The organism is Moraxella osloensis, from assembly GCF_001553955.1.
GTDB lineage: Bacteria > Pseudomonadota > Gammaproteobacteria > Pseudomonadales > Moraxellaceae > Faucicola > Faucicola osloensis.
The window spans coordinates 599,834-615,746 of sequence record NZ_CP014234.1; the positions used below are offsets into that span (position 1 = coordinate 599,834).

The following is a 15,913-nucleotide window of genomic DNA, read 5'->3' on the forward strand; positions in this document are numbered from 1 at the left end:
ACTACTGTGGCAACTGCCAATCTATTGGGCTTTTGCCGTGCGCCATCAGATAATCATTGGCTTTGGAAAAAGGACGGGTACCAAAAAAACCACCCCGATTGGCACCAAGCGGTGACGGATGCGTGCCTGTAATGATTAAATGCTTAGAGGTATCGATAAAACGGCCTTTTTTCTGCGCGTAACTGCCCCATAGGATAAAGACACAGTGCTCACAGTGCTGATTGACAGCCTCAATCACTGCATCAGTGAATGTTTCCCAGCCAATACGTTGATGGCTGCCTGCCTGCCCTGCTTCTACAGATAGCATACTGTTGAGTAGCAGCACCCCTTGGGTTGCCCAATGGGTCAAATCGCCATGTTTTGACGGGGCGATACCCAAATCGGCGGCAAGCTCTCGTAAAATATTTTGTAGGCTCGGGGGTTTGGGAATAGCTTTGGGTACAGAAAAAGATAACCCCATCGCTTGTCCTGCGCCATGGTACGGGTCTTGACCCAAAATCACTACTTTAACCTGCGACAAAGGCGTCAAATTAAACGCATTGAACATCTGACTACCCGATGGATAAATCACTTTTTGCGCATGATATTGATCTCGCAAAAACTGGCGAATCTTATCCATATTGCTGCTCGTTAGTTCTGTCGCCAAGGCGTGCTTCCAATCGTCAGGCATTTTGACATTGGCTAAAATTTGTTGTTGTTCAGGCGTTAATGTTTTCATGGTTTATCTGCTATCAAAAAATTATAAAAAAAGCCAAAGAATTTCTTGGCTTTATTGTAGCAAATAATTGTCGTCAATAACTGCAACACTTTGATGTTGTCTATTTTATACCGACTGATTATTCTGTGAAGGTTTGACGCAGGGTAAAATCATCTAATTTGACCGCTTCACGGCTGGTTTTTTCAGTGGGGGGAATTACTTGCGCTTCGCCTGTCACTACCGCTTTACCCTCTTGATTGGTCACTTGGCAATCTAACACCACCCATTTTTTGCTATCGTCTTTACTTTTCACGGTCAAGGTCGCGGTTAAAGTATCATCGATATGCACAGGACGACGAAACGACAAGCTTTGGTTCAGATAAATTGTCCCCAAGCCTGGAAATTTGGTACCAATCAAGGCTGATAATAGACCGGCTGTCCACATACCATGCGCAATCACGCCTTTAAACTGGCTCTGCTCGGCATACTCATTATCGAGATGCGCAGGGTTGTAGTCATGGGTAACAAGCGCAAATGCTTTGACATCATCTGCGGTCACTTGGCGGGTCATGCTGGCAGTTTGCCCGATAGTTAATTCCTCATAGGTAAAATTACTAAAAATTGTCATTGTCCGTCCTTTTGTTTTTGTTGATTAATTTTATAAAAACCACGATTACAAAATCGTTTTGATGGTTTGACTATAGTTCGACTATAGCATAAATTTTGCAAATTTTTATGACAATGACTACGCATTCATCAACCCATCTGATTTTAATAATTACAAATTTTTTATCTTTTTGCTTGACTTGATGAACTGCTAATAAAATCAAGCGTCTAGCATTTTTGCAAAAAAATAGGCAAAAAATTGAAAAAAATACAAGCTAGAATTACAAATTTTTTTACGCTATATTGTGCGAAATAATAAAACAACCCCTAGATATAGTAGTTTTTTGCAAAACCTTGCAATAATACGGCAATGACTTTGCAATGCTATATACGTGACGTGGCCTCGGCTCAAAAGCCGTCGTTAAAAGCGGCATACACACTCACTATACTTTCGGTTAGCTGTTTTACTTGGCATTTTTATCTCACCACCTCTCACTCAGCGCCTTTTAAATACATACAGATATGACGTTGATAAACAGGTAAAAAAAGGAACGTATTATGACTCGTACTGAAGATATCCTCGTGCAAAAACGCGACGGGCGTTTGGAAAAAATTGATTTGGATAAGATTCACCGAGTCATCGAGTGGGCAGCAGAAGGGCTTGATAATGTGTCCGTCTCACAAGTAGAAATCAGCTCACACATCCAGTTTTATGACAAAATCACCACCAAAAGCATCCATGAAACCATCATTAAATCAGCCGCGGATTTGATTTCTGCAGCAACGCCTGATTATCAGTATTTGGCAGCGCGATTGGCAATTTTTCATTTACGCAAAATCGCGTTTGGTCAGTTTGAGCCGCCGCATTTATTTGACCATGTCACCAAACTGACCCAAGAAGGTCGTTACGATGCGCATATTTTGCAAGACTTTAGCAAAGAAGAATTTGATATACTCAATGACTATATTGACCACAACCGTGATTTAAGCTTTGCGTATGCCGCCGTAAAACAAATGGAAGGCAAATATTTGGTGCAAGACCGCGTGACCAAACAAGTCTTTGAAAGCCCACAATTTTTGTATATGCTCGTCGGCATGTGTCTGTTTGCCAGTTACGACAAGCAATATGATAAGGCGGCGCGATTAGATTATATCAAGCGCTTTTATGACACCACGTCCACTTTCAAAATCTCACTACCAACGCCAATCATGTCGGGCGTGCGTACCCCATCGCGTCAGTTTAGCTCATGCGTACTCATTGAATGTGATGATAGCTTAGACAGTATCAACGCCACCACCAGTGCCATCGTGCGTTATGTGTCACAGCGTGCCGGTATTGGTGTCAATGCGGGTCGTATTCGCGCATTAGGTAGCCCAATCCGTGGCGGTGAAGCGCAGCACACTGGCTGTATTCCTTTTTACAAACTATTCCAAACTGCGGTTAAATGCTGCTCACAAGGTGGCGTGCGCGGTGGTGCAGCGACCTTGTTCTACCCGATTTGGCATTTGGAAGTGGAAAATCTGCTAGTGCTCAAAAACAACCGCGGCGTGGAAGACAATCGTGTTCGCCACATGGATTATGGCGTACAAATCAATAAAACCATTTATCAACGTTTGATTAAAAATCAAAACGTGACCCTGTTTTCACCATCGGATGTGCCAGGTTTATATGATGCTTTTTTTGCCGATCAAGCCGAGTTTGAGCGTTTGTATGAGCAATATGAGCAAGATGAATCCATTCGCAAACGCAGTGTGCCCGCGCAAGAGTTGTTTAGCTTGATGATGCAAGAGCGTGCCAGCACGGGTCGTATCTATGTGCAAAACGTGGACCATTGCAACACCCACAGTCCGTTTGACCCAACTGTCGCGCCAATTCGCCAATCGAATCTGTGTATGGAAATCGCGCTACCGACCCAACCCCTTGACAACATCAATGATGAAAGCGGTGAAATCGCCCTTTGTACGTTATCAGGCATTAACTTGGGTGAAATCAACCAATTAGAAGACATCAAAGAGCCAGCGGAACTCATCGTACGCGCGCTAGATGCCTTGCTTGACTACCAAGACTACCCGGTCATCGCTGCTAAAAATGGCTCTATGAAACGTCGCACGCTGGGTATTGGTGTCATCAACTACGCCTATTATCTTGCCAAAAACGGCACCAAATATTCAGATCCTACTGCGCTCGGTTTAACCCATCGCACTTTTGAAGCCTTACAATATTATCTGTTGGTGGCGTCAAATAAACTGGCTAAAGAGCAAGGCGCGTGTCCTGCATTTGGCGACACCACGTATTCACAAGGTATTTTACCGATTGATACGTATAAAGCGGATATTGATGCGATTTGTAATGAGCCGCTACAACTCGACTGGGAATCACTGCGTCATGATATCAAAACCCACGGTCTTCGTAACTCAACCTTGACCGCCTTGATGCCATCAGAAACCTCTAGCCAGATTGCTAACGCAACTAATGGTATTGAGCCACCTCGCGGTCTGGTATCTGTCAAAGCATCAAAAGACGGTATTTTAAAACAAGTGGTGCCTGAGATTGATAAGCTCAAAGATCAATACGAGCTATTATGGCAAATGCCAAATAACAAAGGTTATTTGAGTCTTGTGGCGATTATGCAAAAATTCATTGACCAAAGTATCTCAGCTAATACCAACTACGACCCAACCAAGTTTGAAGATAGCCGTGTCCCGATGAAGGTGATGATTCAAGACTTGTTGATGGCGTACAAATTAGGTGTTAAGACGCTGTACTATCATAACACCCGTGATGGCGCAAATGATGCCCAAGACGACCTAGAAAATGGTTGTGCTGGCGGCGCTTGTACTTTATAAAAGATTATTTAGGGATAATACTGATGAATTATCCCTAGTTTTTTATTCAATGATTTATCTTCAGTAAAAATAAATAAAAATGGCATAACCCGTTAAACTGATTATGCCATTGGTGATAATAGATATTAGCCGTATCTATTATCAGGAAGTTAAGGCTATCGACTTCCACAAGTGGTATTGATAGTAAAATAACTTCTCTAAGTTTTGAGCCTGATATTTTACACGCAATCAATATTCCTTGTTCATCAAAATTACTTGAAGTGATAGTCGTTATTTTCATTTTAAGGAAAATGATGCTATATAAAGATGAAAAAGGTACATATGTTTTAAGGCATTCCTTTACTACTAAAAGTGGTAAGAAAATCGTGTCTAAGAATGGAAAGCCTTTTAAAATCTATATTAGTAATAACAAATAGATTTTAATTCTTAAATTATTTTGATGTAACATCTAGGCTTTTATTATTAAAAGCCTAGAAATTTTTCTTACATAGGATGTTTGAACTTGAAAAACCCGTTGATTGTTTATGCCATTTTACTCATGAACCTTACCTCGTGTGCTTCTTTGCCGCAAACATACGACAGTCCGATTCCTGTGTATGTTGACTTAGGTGATGCCATACCTGCCACCACCCTGCCTAATTCAAATTCAAAAGCCAATGTCAAAACTATGAGTCACTAAGGCTTGGTATCAGGCTTGTCCGATTGTGCCAGTTTTTCTGACGCTACCACTTTATCTTTGCCGGGTACAGTATTGGCAAAATTTGAATGGGTAACATCAATCGGTTTGCCCATCATCACACGGCTGGTCGGTAACGCATTTTTGAGCCCCACTTCTTGCATCATCCCCGCGATTTTTAAAATCATATCAGTTTGTTTTTGATTAAAATCCATCGCGCCTTTCACATTGAGATAGCATCTCACTTCGACAAGATACGCGTCTTGCTGAGTACCAGAGATACGCACTTGATTCCACACACTGTTGGTGTCAGGATGATTGGTGATATAAATTTGCGTCTGCTCGATAAATTCCTTGAGCTCACTGATTTCGCTATCGCGCGAGATATAGAACACTTGCGAAAAATGAAACATGTCGCGCTGCGAGACATTTTCAATGCTCATTGATGAGAAATTGCCATTTGGAATCGTCACCACCGTGCGATCGGTGGTGCGCAGACGGGTGGAGCGGATACCGATGTCTTCAACCGTACCTTCTTGCGTGCCAAAGCGGCAATAGTCGCCCACATTGACAGGCTGGTCAGCAACGACCGATACGCTGCCCACCAAGTTTTCAATCGTTTTTTGTGCACCCAATGCCAACGCCACACCACCAATCCCCAATGCGGCAATACCTGTGGTTAAGTCGTAGCCTAGATTACCCAAAATCACAATGGTCGCAACCGCAATCAAAATCAATTTTACCACTTTTCGCAGCAGATTTAGCACCGATAGCCGCTCTGGATGATGGTTATTACTGGCATGGTTCTCTGCACGTTTAAAAATCAAATCCAAAATACGTAAAATCAACCATACCATGGATACCCAAGATAAAATATCGGCAAGGCTGGACGCCATATTGCGCACAACCAAATTGATACCCACCAAAATCATGGCTTCTTTGATAATCACCGCCGTCAGCACCATTGCGGCAGGTACGACCACGCGCCCATCAATTGGAAATTGTTTTTCTTTATCTGGGTGAGTCGCTAGATAAATCCGCGTGATAATCATGTATAAGATTTGGCTAATCAATAGACAGGCGAGATAAGTCGCTATCATGAGCGCAATCACTGCCCCGATGTGCCCAAGACTATAGCCTTTAATATCTTTCTCAATCCATTGTTTGGGAATGTACTTTTCTACCAGTGTCGGCTGGGTAACCTGTGATAACGACGCAACTTCTCGCAAGGTTTGTTGTGAAATCAGCCAAATATAGGTACCGTTAGATTGTTTGACACGCTGCATTAAGATGTCGATACTCTTTTTGTCAGCGGTGGGATTGTTGATTTCCCCTACCTTATCGAGATTGGGCGCTAGTTTGTCATCGAGATTGCCGGTAGGCTCATTGCTAATTTGTAGCTGCTCGTTGATGCGTCCGCCGCTATCGAGTGCCGATTTTAAAGATTCGAGCGTGGCACTGGGGTTTTTGGTAGAACTTAAATCCACATAACGGCTGGCGAGCATCCAATCACTTTTTGCCAAAGCTTCAATAAAGCCTTGCATGCTGCCGCGGGGGGTGTCACGCCCAAAGGTGTCTTGTGGGGTTGCCGTGCCACTGGCGCTACTGGCTGATTTGCTGCTATCAGCCGCCCATGCAGCGGTAGGTTTGACACTGGTGATAACCATGAGTAAAGCAAACAATGCCATCATAAAACAACGGCGGTATAAAGATGTTGCATCAGCATGATGCTGACATTGATTAAGAGACTTTGACAATTGCATAAACTTCCCAAAATTTGTAAAACGCTCAGACATAGCTAGGCAAATACTTAGGCTAATAGTTAGGCTAATAGTTAAGCTAATAGTCAGGCTAGATGATAGCGGCCTTGCTTTATGCTTTAAGAAATCTTAAATTGCAATGCGCTTATTCTGAATAAAGTATTTCGTCTTGTAGGTATAACTGCTAAAATACGCGAATTATTTGATTTTATCAATTTTAAACTCCAAAAACACTTTTAAATGCATTGAGTTATTATGTTTAATTTACATCCACAACTAGCAAAAGATACTTTTTTGGTGGGCGAATTTCCGTTATCTACTTGCCGCTTGATGAACGACTGTCAATTTCCTTGGTTGATTTTAATTCCGCGTGTACCCGGTATCAAAGAATTATACGAACTATCCGCCAGTGACCAAGCCCAGTTTTTACGTGAATCCAGCTGGCTATCAAGTCAGCTTGCCAAAACTTTTCAAGCCGACAAAATGAACATCGCCGCGCTTGGCAACCAAGTGCCGCAATTGCATTTTCATCATATCGTGCGCTACCAAAATGACATTGCTTGGCCCAATCCAGTATGGGGTAATCCAGCCATCCCTTATACCCCTGAAGTTTTGAGCCATATGCAGCAGACACTGATGATGGCACTGCGGGGTCATCGTGATATGCCATTTGATTGGCAAATGAACGTCTAAAAAACTTTTACCACGAGACACGAGGTAGACAAACTAAATTGCGTGAATCCATTCAAGGTCTTTCGACCAAGCTAAAAAATCCGAAATTCATTGAACTGGCGGCATTTTTTATTTTATTGCTTACCTTAACCTTGCTTGATGTACCGCCTATTTATCATACGCTCAGTATTTTGCTGTTGGTAGCAGGCGTTATTGTCACTGTTTTGAGTGTTATCCGGCCTCATCACTACATTACTTCGGCCAGTGTATTAACCCTGATGGCGTTGGCAACGGGTATGTTGCAGTTTAACTATATCCCAAGCCTTGCGTTATGGTTGTTGATTTTAATTCGCCTGATTTTTTCAGATACCAAATACACTGTTTCGTTGGTACTCTTAACTGTATCAGTGGGTCTACTTAGTCTAATATCCGCGCACTTTTTATTACCTGCCATTAGTTTGACCGCCAAGCAAGAAGATATTTTAAATTTTGTCATCGTATTTACCGATATCTTGATTGTTGGTTATCATATTTGTTCTCTAGTGATTCGCTTACGCCAAAAAAATCAAATGCTTGCGCAGCAGCAAGCACGGATTGATACCTTGGTTAATGTCACCAATAAATTAACCCGTTTTTTGCCCCCCCAGATTTGGCAACCGATTGTCAAAAATAACACCAAGGTTGAAGTCATTAATCAACGGCGCAAGCTAACTATTTTGTTTTCGGACATTGTTGGTTTTACTGATTTGTCGGATCATATTAGCCCCGACCATTTAGCCAATATTTTAAATACTTACCTTGACCGTATGACCCAAGTTAGCCAAAAATATGGTGCGACCCTCGATAAGTTTTTGGGGGATGGGTTATTGTGCTATTTTGGTGACGTGGGTGGTAATGACCGTGATAACGCGATTGCTTGTGCCAGTATGGCCATTGAGATGCGCCGTGAAATGGAAGTGCTGCGCCACCAATGGCGATTACTCGGTTTTGAAGGGCTGCATGTACGTATGGGTATCAATACAGGGTATTGTTATGTCGGTAATTTTGGCAGCCGCAATCGTATGACTTATACCGTGATTGGAAAGGAAGCGAATTTTGCCTCTCGCCTTGAATCTGCCGCGCAAAACAATCAAATTTTAATCAGTGAAAGTACGTTTAATTTAATTGGTCATGTCCATCATTGCCAAGCCGTGGGGCAATTTAAATTTAAAGGCTTTCAAGATGCCATGAATGTGTGGGAATTGCTCGAACCTAAAAGTGAATCCATGCAACAAACCGATTGGGTGGACTTCAGTTTACCTGGGTTTAACCTACATTTAAATTTTCATGATATTCGTAATTATGATAAAAATGATATTACTAACCAGCTAAAATCTGCATTGGCGCTCGTTGAAGAAAAGCAGAAATAGAAATAATGCTATTGACGGTTTTGGCTCACCCATTTTTTTGACTTAGCTATATTCTTAGCTTAGCTATGTTTAACCATTTACATATACTAAAAAAGCCGAAGCATTCAGCTTCGGCTTTTTTTATACTATTGAACTAGGCATCAAATGAAGCCAATGCTTGGTTAAATGTCGCACTTGGGCGCATCACCTGGCTTAGCTTTTGTTGGTCTGGTTGATAGTAACCGCCAATATCTACACCTTGACCTTGAACATCATTTAATTCAGCAACGATTTTGTCTTCATTTTCTGACAACGCTTGAGCCAGTGGCGCAAACTTGGTTTTAAGCTCGCTATCTTCCTCTTGGTTTGCCAATTCTTCTGCCCAGTATTTGGCTAGATAATAATGGCTGCCACGGTTGTCGAGCTCACCGGTACGGCGCGATGGTGATTTGTCGTTATCCAACAATTTACCCGTCGCCAAGTCTAGGGTTTTTGCCAGTAATTTTATCCGTGGGTTGTTTTCTTTAATCCCCAAGTCTTCTAAAGATACTGCAAGCGCCAGCATCTCGCCGAGTGAATCCCAGCGCAAGTGGTTTTCTTCAACCAACTGCTCGACATGTTTTGGGGCTGAACCGCCTGCCCCTGTTTCGTAAAGACCACCGCCTTCCATCAATGGGACGATTGATAGCATTTTGGCTGACGTGCCTAATTCTAGGATTGGGAACAAGTCAGTTAAGTAGTCACGCAAGATGTTACCTGTGACTGAGATGGTATCCAAACCACGCACCACACGCTCAAGGGTATAACGCATCGCACGAACTTGGGACATGATTTGGATATCTAGACCTTCGGTATCATGCTCTTGTAAGTATTTTTTAACTTTCTTGATGAGCTCATTTTCATGTGGGCGGTATGGGTCAAGCCAGAAGATAGCTGGCATGCCTGAATTACGTGCACGCGTCACTGCCAGTTTTACCCAGTCACGAATTGGCGCATCTTTGACTTGACACATACGCCAAATATCACCTTCTTCAACATTTTGCGACATCAGCACTTCGCCTGTCTCAATGTCAGTGATATTGGCAACGCCTGCCTCTGGGATTTCAAAAGTTTTGTCGTGAGAACCGTATTCTTCCGCTTTTTGTGCCATCAAACCTACGTTTGGTACGGTACCCATGGTTGCTGGGTCAAAGTTGCCATGCCATTTACAAAAGTTGATGACTTCTTGGTAAATACGGGCAAATGTCGATTCTGGCATCACGGCTTTACAGTCGTAAGGCTTGCCATCGGCTGCCCACATTTTACCACCATTACGAATCATCGCTGGCATTGAGGCGTCTACAATGACGTCATTTGGCGAATAGAAGTTATCAATTCCCTTCGCTGAATCCACCATCGCCAATGCGGGGCGATGTTCTTGACAAGCATGCAGGTCACGGACGATTTCTTCACGAATAGTAGTCGGTAGGGTTTCGATTTTTTCGTATAGTCCTGCCATACCGTTGTTAACATTAATACCTAATTCATCAAAGGTTTTGTTCCATTTTTCGAAGGCATCTTTGTAATACACTCTCACGCAGTGACCAAACACGATAGGATGGGATACCTTCATCATCGTGGCTTTGACGTGTAGAGAGAACAGGATTTTACCTTCGCGGCAATCTTCTAGCTCTTTTTCATAAAACTCGATTAAGGCTTTTTTGCTCATGAACATTGAGTCAATCACTTCACCGTCTTGTAATGCAACTTCGGGTTTTAGCACCAAAGCTTTGCCACTGTTGGTGATGAGCTCCATTTTGACTTTACGCGCTTTATCAAGGGTCATTGATTTTTCGCCATGGTAAAAGTCACCTTCTTTCATGTGAGAGACGTGGGTTTTTGACCATTGTTTCCACTCGCCCATTGAATGTGGGTGTTTTTTGGCATAGTTTTTTACGGCAGCCGGGGCACGGCGATCGGAGTTACCTTCACGTAATACGGGATTTACCGCAGATCCTAAACATTTACCATAACGGGCTTTGATGGCTTTTTCTTCGTCTGTGGTTGGGTTTTCTGGGTAATTGGGAATGTTATAGCCTTTGGCTTGTAATTCTTCAATACATTCTTGCAGCTGAGCCACTGAGGCACTGATATTAGGCAATTTGATGATATTGGTGTCTGGGTCTTGGGTCAACCGACCAAGCTCAGCAAGATTATCGGGCACTTGTTGTTCTGGGGTCAGGTAGTCGGAGAATTCTGCCAATACACGCGCGGCAACGGAAATATCGGTTTTGGTGATTTTAACGCCAGCAGGTTTGGTAAATGTCTCAATGATAGGAAGTAGTGAATACGTCGCCAGTAGCGGGGCTTCGTCAGTTAAGGTATAGATAATATTTGACTTTCCACTAGCCATAGAGAACCTCTTTTATATGAATGTTAATTGAGATACTAGATGATGCATCTAGCAGGGTGAGAAATTTCACAGTAAGCATTTAATTGGGGATAAAATGTGATTGAGCATTTTAAACCCAAAGTATACGGTTACCGCATAATGAGTCAATAATGTATCTAGGAATACCTATATTTAGGAGAAAAATAATGCAGATGCGCTGTATCCCTATCGATTAAGACAATCCCTTTTTTGTCATAGTGTACCACAGTATCACAGTATCACAGTATCACAGTGGCGAATATATCCAATCACTGACAGATGCGATGGCGCCATTGTCAAAATTATAAAATTTTGGCTTTAAAATTGCTTGGTGATTTCACTCACGATAATTAAAGCGTAAGCTTACACTCAAGTCATCTCGCCGTACGTACCAATTTTTCACTCACTTCTTTTTCAATTAGCGCCATCTTGTTGTTGTCTAAAGGTTGATGCTCGTTGTTGTAGCGCCAGCTATCGGCAGAACGGGTAAGACTAGCAAACCATAAGGCCTTAGTATCAGTCGGCAGTTTGGTAAAAGCTAACTCACTAATCACATTACCTTCATCATCACTGAGCTGACAAGACGCTTGTTTCGCTTTGCTAAGCGCATAGCCGTGATAAGATGACACAATCATCACCACATGAAATACTTGCGGGGGAAGCTTACTTAAAAAAAGCACCATACTTTCTTGATTGAGGTTGGCATCATTGGGTTTTGTGCTTTGATTGTTGTCAGCGTCTTCTTTGCGGTCATCAATAGCGCTAAATGGCTTTTTGCCCAATAATTCATCGCCTTGATGGCGTACGGATTGCGCTTTATCACGGACATTTTTGAACCAAACGGTTTCGATTACCTCGCCATATCGGTTACAAAGTAAGCAGGATAGGTCTATATCCATGGCTTGCGTGCGTTTTTTAAATTTATTGTAAAGCCCTGATTTTGGCATCTGCGTGTGCTGCCATTGCACGGTAAAATACCACTGCTTGAGTACCACATCCATATGCTCGATGGCTATACCTGTCGCCGTTTTATCATCTTCAAGCTGATCGTCTTGGGTGATTGCTAGCTGATGACTTTTTTGCAAAATCTTGTCATCAGTCATTGAGTTGATTTTTGGCGTTTTGTGTAGCGGCGAGGTGCTTGCCACTAATGCCTCATTGGTGTTTTTATCGGTCAAATTGGGTGAATTGACGGGCGCTATTATTTCAGCCGTTGGTGCTGGGATTGGGTCGGCAAACTGCGCCGAAATAATCTGGTACGTCTCTTTAGTAGTGCTGGGTGTTAGATTATCAGGCGATTTGACAGATGTGATAGGTGAATCATCCGTCAAATCACTGTATAAAATCGTGGTTTTTGGCTTGCTAGGCTGCTGCAAGTTGGTGTCGGCACTAGTGGATTCAAGGGTGTTATTATCAGTATGTTTCATAAGATTCTCGAAAAATCGGACAAAGTAGTTAGTTTACTTGGGCGTTTGTTAGTTATTCGTTTATTGTTTGGGCGGTGGGTTGTTGGGCGGTTGCTGATTGGGCGTTTGTTGGTTGGGCGTTTGGGTTTCAAAAACGGCGATTGATAAAATCTCAGGCTCGATTTTTCGCAGTCCTTTACCAAAACCGCGTAGCCACCATACTAGCTGCGACGTCATGTTCACTGTGGCTGTGATATGCAATCCTTCGTCATCCTCCCAACTTTGCTGATCGGTTGATAATGGGCTTTCAAGCAAGCTTGCCCCCGATAACGGATGAAACAGTAACTGCACTTGCTGTTTGGGCGGCTCGTGGTTGTTTTTTTCGCTGTCAGGCATGAGTTTTTGGAACAACGGATAATTAAACCCCATCGCGCCTGTATTGATGTAATTGTCTAAATTAAAATCTTTCGGGGTTTGCGCGTCGCTTGCGCTTACTTCCGCACTTTCAAAACGGTGCAAAGCAAATTGGCGCACATCGTCAGAGGCTCTGTCAGTTCGTGAAGCAATCAAGTAAATCACCACACCCCGTTGCACAATGGCTAGCGGATTTAAGGTGTATTTTTGCGCTTCCTCTCGCCCACGCGCTTTATAACAGGCGATGAGTTTTTTATTTTGAAACAATGCGTCATACACTGCGTCTTTAGCGATTGGATTGACCGATGGTGGAATGAGCGGTTGATTGGCTGACAGGATACGCACTCTATCGAGCCAAGTATTTGCCACTTTGCTTTCTTTAAGTTGCCGATTCGCCAGATCAAACCACGGAATCAATTCATCCAAAATAGCAGGGGGTAATAGCTGGGTCAAATTATGGCGCATCATACTAAACGCCACCGCTTGCGACAAATTCATGTGCGGCAAGCTCTGCATGGGTGCATCTTCTCGCCAGCGCCAACCTTGTGGATTGGTGTTGTTTTTTTCAATCGGAAAACGCGTTGCCAAAGCGTTTAAATCTCGCTGAATGGTTCGCAAACTGATATCAAAACCCATCAAATCAAGCTGTTCTTTGATATGGGTTGTACCGAGCCAACGTTTGCGATCCAGCTGTGAGAGGATTTGCCATTGCCGAGCCGTCGTTGCGGTTGCATTGTTGGCAAGGGATTTACTCATGGCAATTCTCCATACACAGGTAAAAGACAGATAGTTAAAAACAGCCAGTTAAAAGACAAACGGTTAAAAGACAAACGGTTAAATAATAAATACTAGCCAGCCAAGCGCCAAAGCTTTATTCAAACTTTAAAAAATTAACGCCACAAATTAACACCTCGATACCTTGCATAATTTATCAAAATTTAGCGCAGTATAGGTGATAAATTATATTAACATGTCATTTTATGTCGTTTATCATCTTTATTGGGTGTTATGGTTATCAGATTGTATATGAATCAGCGAAAACGCTTATTTAGAGGAGCACACCCTTTTTTACCCTTAACTGTAATTTGGTTTGTTCATTAAATAAATTTTTCTCAAGCTCATAGAGTAAATGTACTTTTGACACACTGCGATTGATGGCAGACAAAGCTATCGCGTCAAAGTCAGCATTAAACCAAATCGCTTCGATAGTAAAAGGGACATCGGGATACGACAACCATAATTTTAAATGCCGCTCTTTTAACACCCGATAATCCTGCACCACAAACACCCCATCGAATATCGGTGGCACAAAACCATGTCCCCAAATAGCCAACGTCTGCAAGCTATCTACAAAATCGACCGTGAATTCACCGGCTGTCAATTCGCCATCGCTATATAACGTCTCTGCAAATACCTCATCAGCCACCGCTGCAATTACCTCATCAAACGCTTTACAAAACGGCTCAAAGTTTTTTCGTTTGATTGTCAGACCTGCTGCCATCGCATGCCCGCCGAAGTGGCTAATGAGTTCGGGGTAGGTTTGCGCGACTGATTCAATGGCATCACGGATATGAATGCCTTCAATGGAGCGTGCGGAGCCTTTGATAGCATCGTCATCTTCAATCAACGCCGTATCCGCAGGGGCAAACACGATAGCGGGCACATGGTAGCTTTCTTTTAGCCTGCCTGCGACGATACCAATCACCCCTTGGTGCCACTCATCTTGATACAAAATAATACTGCGCTTGGGATGCGTTACTTGATTTACAGAATTCTGCTCAGATGGATTCTCAAGCGTCGTTAATACACTATCGGCTTGTTGCCGCATGCCCTGCTCGACTTGGCGGCGCTCTTGATTGAGTTTATCGAGCTGATGCGCAAGCCGCTGTGCCTCCCCCCAATCATCGGTCAGTAAGCAGTCAATGCCAATCCGCATACTATCCATACGACCTGCGGCGTTGATGCGTGGTCCTAAAATAAAACCAAAATCTTGAGCCGTGATATCGGCTGCCTGCCGACTCGCCTGCTCCAACAACGCCAAAATACCCACACAGCAACGACCTTGCTTGATGGCTTGGATACCTTGGTGCACCAAGATGCGATTATTTTGGTCTAATACGCCCACATCCGCCACCGTGCCAAGTGCTACCAAATCAATATAGCGACTCACTTGGGTGGTGGATTTATTGGCTTGGCGTCTGACTTTGGCAAGATTGCCTAGCACATAAAATGCCACCCCAACCCCTACCAATGATTTACTAGCAAAAGCACAGCCCAGCTGATTGGGATTGACCACGGCATCGGCGTTTGGTGCCGCCTGCGTTGTCAGGTGATGATCGGTAATAATCACCGTTAGCCCTTTGGCTTTGGCAAGCTCGACCCCAGCATGGCTGGAGATACCATTATCAACCGTGACAATCACATTAGGATCATAGGTTTCAATACCTAGCGCAACAATTTCTGGCGTCAGTCCATAACCGTACTTAAAACGATCGGGCACCAAAAACTCAACCTGCGCGCCCATTTCACGGAGCACCCTTACCATCAGTGCCGTGCTGGTCGCGCCATCGCAGTCAAAATCACCCACAATCAGTATTTTTTGCTGCGTATCAATCGCCTTGTCAAGCAGCGCCACCGCCTTGGTAATGCCTGTCAACGAATTTGCAGGTAACATCTTATTGAAGGCGGTGTCTAAATTTGCCACATCTTGCACGCCTCGCCCAGCCAAAACGCGGGCTAATGTCATCGATGTCTGCGCCAAGGGCTGTAAATCGCGGGGAATCTCGTCAATATGGGTCGCACTAAAACGGGGAGTCACAGTCAACATAAACTTATCATGGTTGTCAAATAAAGTAGAGAGAATAAACTAGCATAATGAGAGTGAATAGGCAAAATTACAACAGCGAAATTACACCAGCGAAACAGTAAAAACATCCCATCAGCTTTCATAGTAATTCGTGCGTTTTGCATATCGTAATAATGCCACTACAAACCATTAGCATTTTTTTGCAAAAAGATGCTTATTCATACGTTTACA

At 43.2% G+C, this 15,913-nt stretch carries 11 protein-coding genes; 4 read left to right on the top strand and 7 right to left on the bottom strand.

The features are described from left to right. Position 1: 1 nt before the first annotated feature. On the bottom strand, positions 2–718 hold the full coding sequence (gene ung / locus AXE82_RS02595; protein WP_007115680.1) for a uracil-DNA glycosylase: 717 nt from the start codon (positions 716–718) through the stop codon (positions 2–4). Between the two features lie 118 nt (positions 719–836). Continuing rightward, positions 837–1,325, bottom strand: a complete 489-nt coding sequence (locus AXE82_RS02600; protein ID WP_007115679.1) for a MaoC/PaaZ C-terminal domain-containing protein — start codon at positions 1,323–1,325, stop codon at positions 837–839. Between the two features lie 536 nt (positions 1,326–1,861). Here AXE82_RS02600 and nrdA point away from each other — a divergent pair. Further along, a complete protein-coding gene (gene nrdA / locus AXE82_RS02605; RefSeq protein ID WP_007115677.1) occupies positions 1,862–4,150 on the top strand; it encodes a class 1a ribonucleoside-diphosphate reductase subunit alpha in 2,289 nt (762 codons plus the stop codon). Between the two features lie 502 nt (positions 4,151–4,652). Beyond that, positions 4,653–4,829 carry a hypothetical protein gene (locus AXE82_RS12180; RefSeq protein WP_156627519.1) on the top strand — a complete coding sequence of 59 codons (177 nt, stop codon included), beginning with the start codon at positions 4,653–4,655 and terminating at the stop codon, positions 4,827–4,829. On the opposite strand, the gene AXE82_RS02610 is transcribed toward AXE82_RS12180, so the two are convergent. After that, positions 4,826–6,589, bottom strand: coding sequence for a mechanosensitive ion channel family protein (locus AXE82_RS02610; RefSeq protein WP_065252151.1), 1,764 nt, complete (start codon positions 6,587–6,589; stop codon positions 4,826–4,828). The genes AXE82_RS12180 and AXE82_RS02610 overlap by 4 nt on opposite strands. A gap of 252 nt (positions 6,590–6,841) precedes the next feature. Between AXE82_RS02610 and AXE82_RS02615 the strand changes: the two genes are divergently transcribed. Both AXE82_RS02615 and AXE82_RS02620 read left to right on the top strand, forming a co-directional pair. Further along, complete coding sequence (locus AXE82_RS02615; protein WP_036601311.1) at positions 6,842–7,279, top strand: HIT domain-containing protein; 438 nt, start codon at positions 6,842–6,844, stop codon at positions 7,277–7,279. Positions 7,280–7,317: 38 nt separating this feature from the next. Next, complete coding sequence (locus AXE82_RS02620) at positions 7,318–8,667, top strand: adenylate/guanylate cyclase domain-containing protein (RefSeq protein WP_062334712.1); 1,350 nt, start codon at positions 7,318–7,320, stop codon at positions 8,665–8,667. A gap of 133 nt (positions 8,668–8,800) precedes the next feature. On the opposite strand, the gene AXE82_RS02625 is transcribed toward AXE82_RS02620, so the two are convergent. The 4 genes from AXE82_RS02625 to recJ all read right to left on the bottom strand — a co-directional run bounded on the left by AXE82_RS02625 (position 8,801) and on the right by recJ (position 15,703). Continuing rightward, a complete protein-coding gene (locus AXE82_RS02625; protein WP_062331094.1) occupies positions 8,801–11,038 on the bottom strand; it encodes an NADP-dependent isocitrate dehydrogenase in 2,238 nt (745 codons plus the stop codon). A gap of 392 nt (positions 11,039–11,430) precedes the next feature. After that, positions 11,431–12,483 carry a TerD family protein gene (locus AXE82_RS02630; RefSeq protein ID WP_062331096.1) on the bottom strand — a complete coding sequence of 351 codons (1,053 nt, stop codon included), beginning with the start codon at positions 12,481–12,483 and terminating at the stop codon, positions 11,431–11,433. Between the two features lie 60 nt (positions 12,484–12,543). Continuing rightward, positions 12,544–13,632, bottom strand: coding sequence for a helix-turn-helix transcriptional regulator (locus tag AXE82_RS02635; RefSeq protein ID WP_062331100.1), 1,089 nt, complete (start codon positions 13,630–13,632; stop codon positions 12,544–12,546). 292 nt (positions 13,633–13,924) lie between these two features. Beyond that, on the bottom strand, positions 13,925–15,703 hold the full coding sequence (gene recJ / locus AXE82_RS02640; RefSeq protein WP_062331103.1) for a single-stranded-DNA-specific exonuclease RecJ: 1,779 nt from the start codon (positions 15,701–15,703) through the stop codon (positions 13,925–13,927). Between the last annotated feature and the right edge of the window lie 210 nt (positions 15,704–15,913).

Bases quoted from the DNA above. Each gene is read 5' to 3' on its own strand.
- AXE82_RS02615 (WP_036601311.1), top strand. From the start codon at position 6,842: ATGTTTAATTTACATCCACAACTAGCAAAAGATACTTTTTTGGTGGGC.
- AXE82_RS02600 (WP_007115679.1), bottom strand. From the start codon at position 1,325: ATGACAATTTTTAGTAATTTTACCTATGAGGAATTAACTATCGGGCAA.
- AXE82_RS02635 (WP_062331100.1), bottom strand. From the start codon at position 13,632: ATGAGTAAATCCCTTGCCAACAATGCAACCGCAACGACGGCTCGGCAA.
- AXE82_RS02625 (WP_062331094.1), bottom strand. From the start codon at position 11,038: ATGGCTAGTGGAAAGTCAAATATTATCTATACCTTAACTGACGAAGCC.
- nrdA (WP_007115677.1), top strand. From the start codon at position 1,862: ATGACTCGTACTGAAGATATCCTCGTGCAAAAACGCGACGGGCGTTTG.
- AXE82_RS02630 (WP_062331096.1), bottom strand. From the start codon at position 12,483: ATGAAACATACTGATAATAACACCCTTGAATCCACTAGTGCCGACACC.
- ung (WP_007115680.1), bottom strand. From the start codon at position 718: ATGAAAACATTAACGCCTGAACAACAACAAATTTTAGCCAATGTCAAA.
- recJ (WP_062331103.1), bottom strand. From the start codon at position 15,703: ATGTTGACTGTGACTCCCCGTTTTAGTGCGACCCATATTGACGAGATT.
- AXE82_RS02610 (WP_065252151.1), bottom strand. From the start codon at position 6,589: ATGCAATTGTCAAAGTCTCTTAATCAATGTCAGCATCATGCTGATGCA.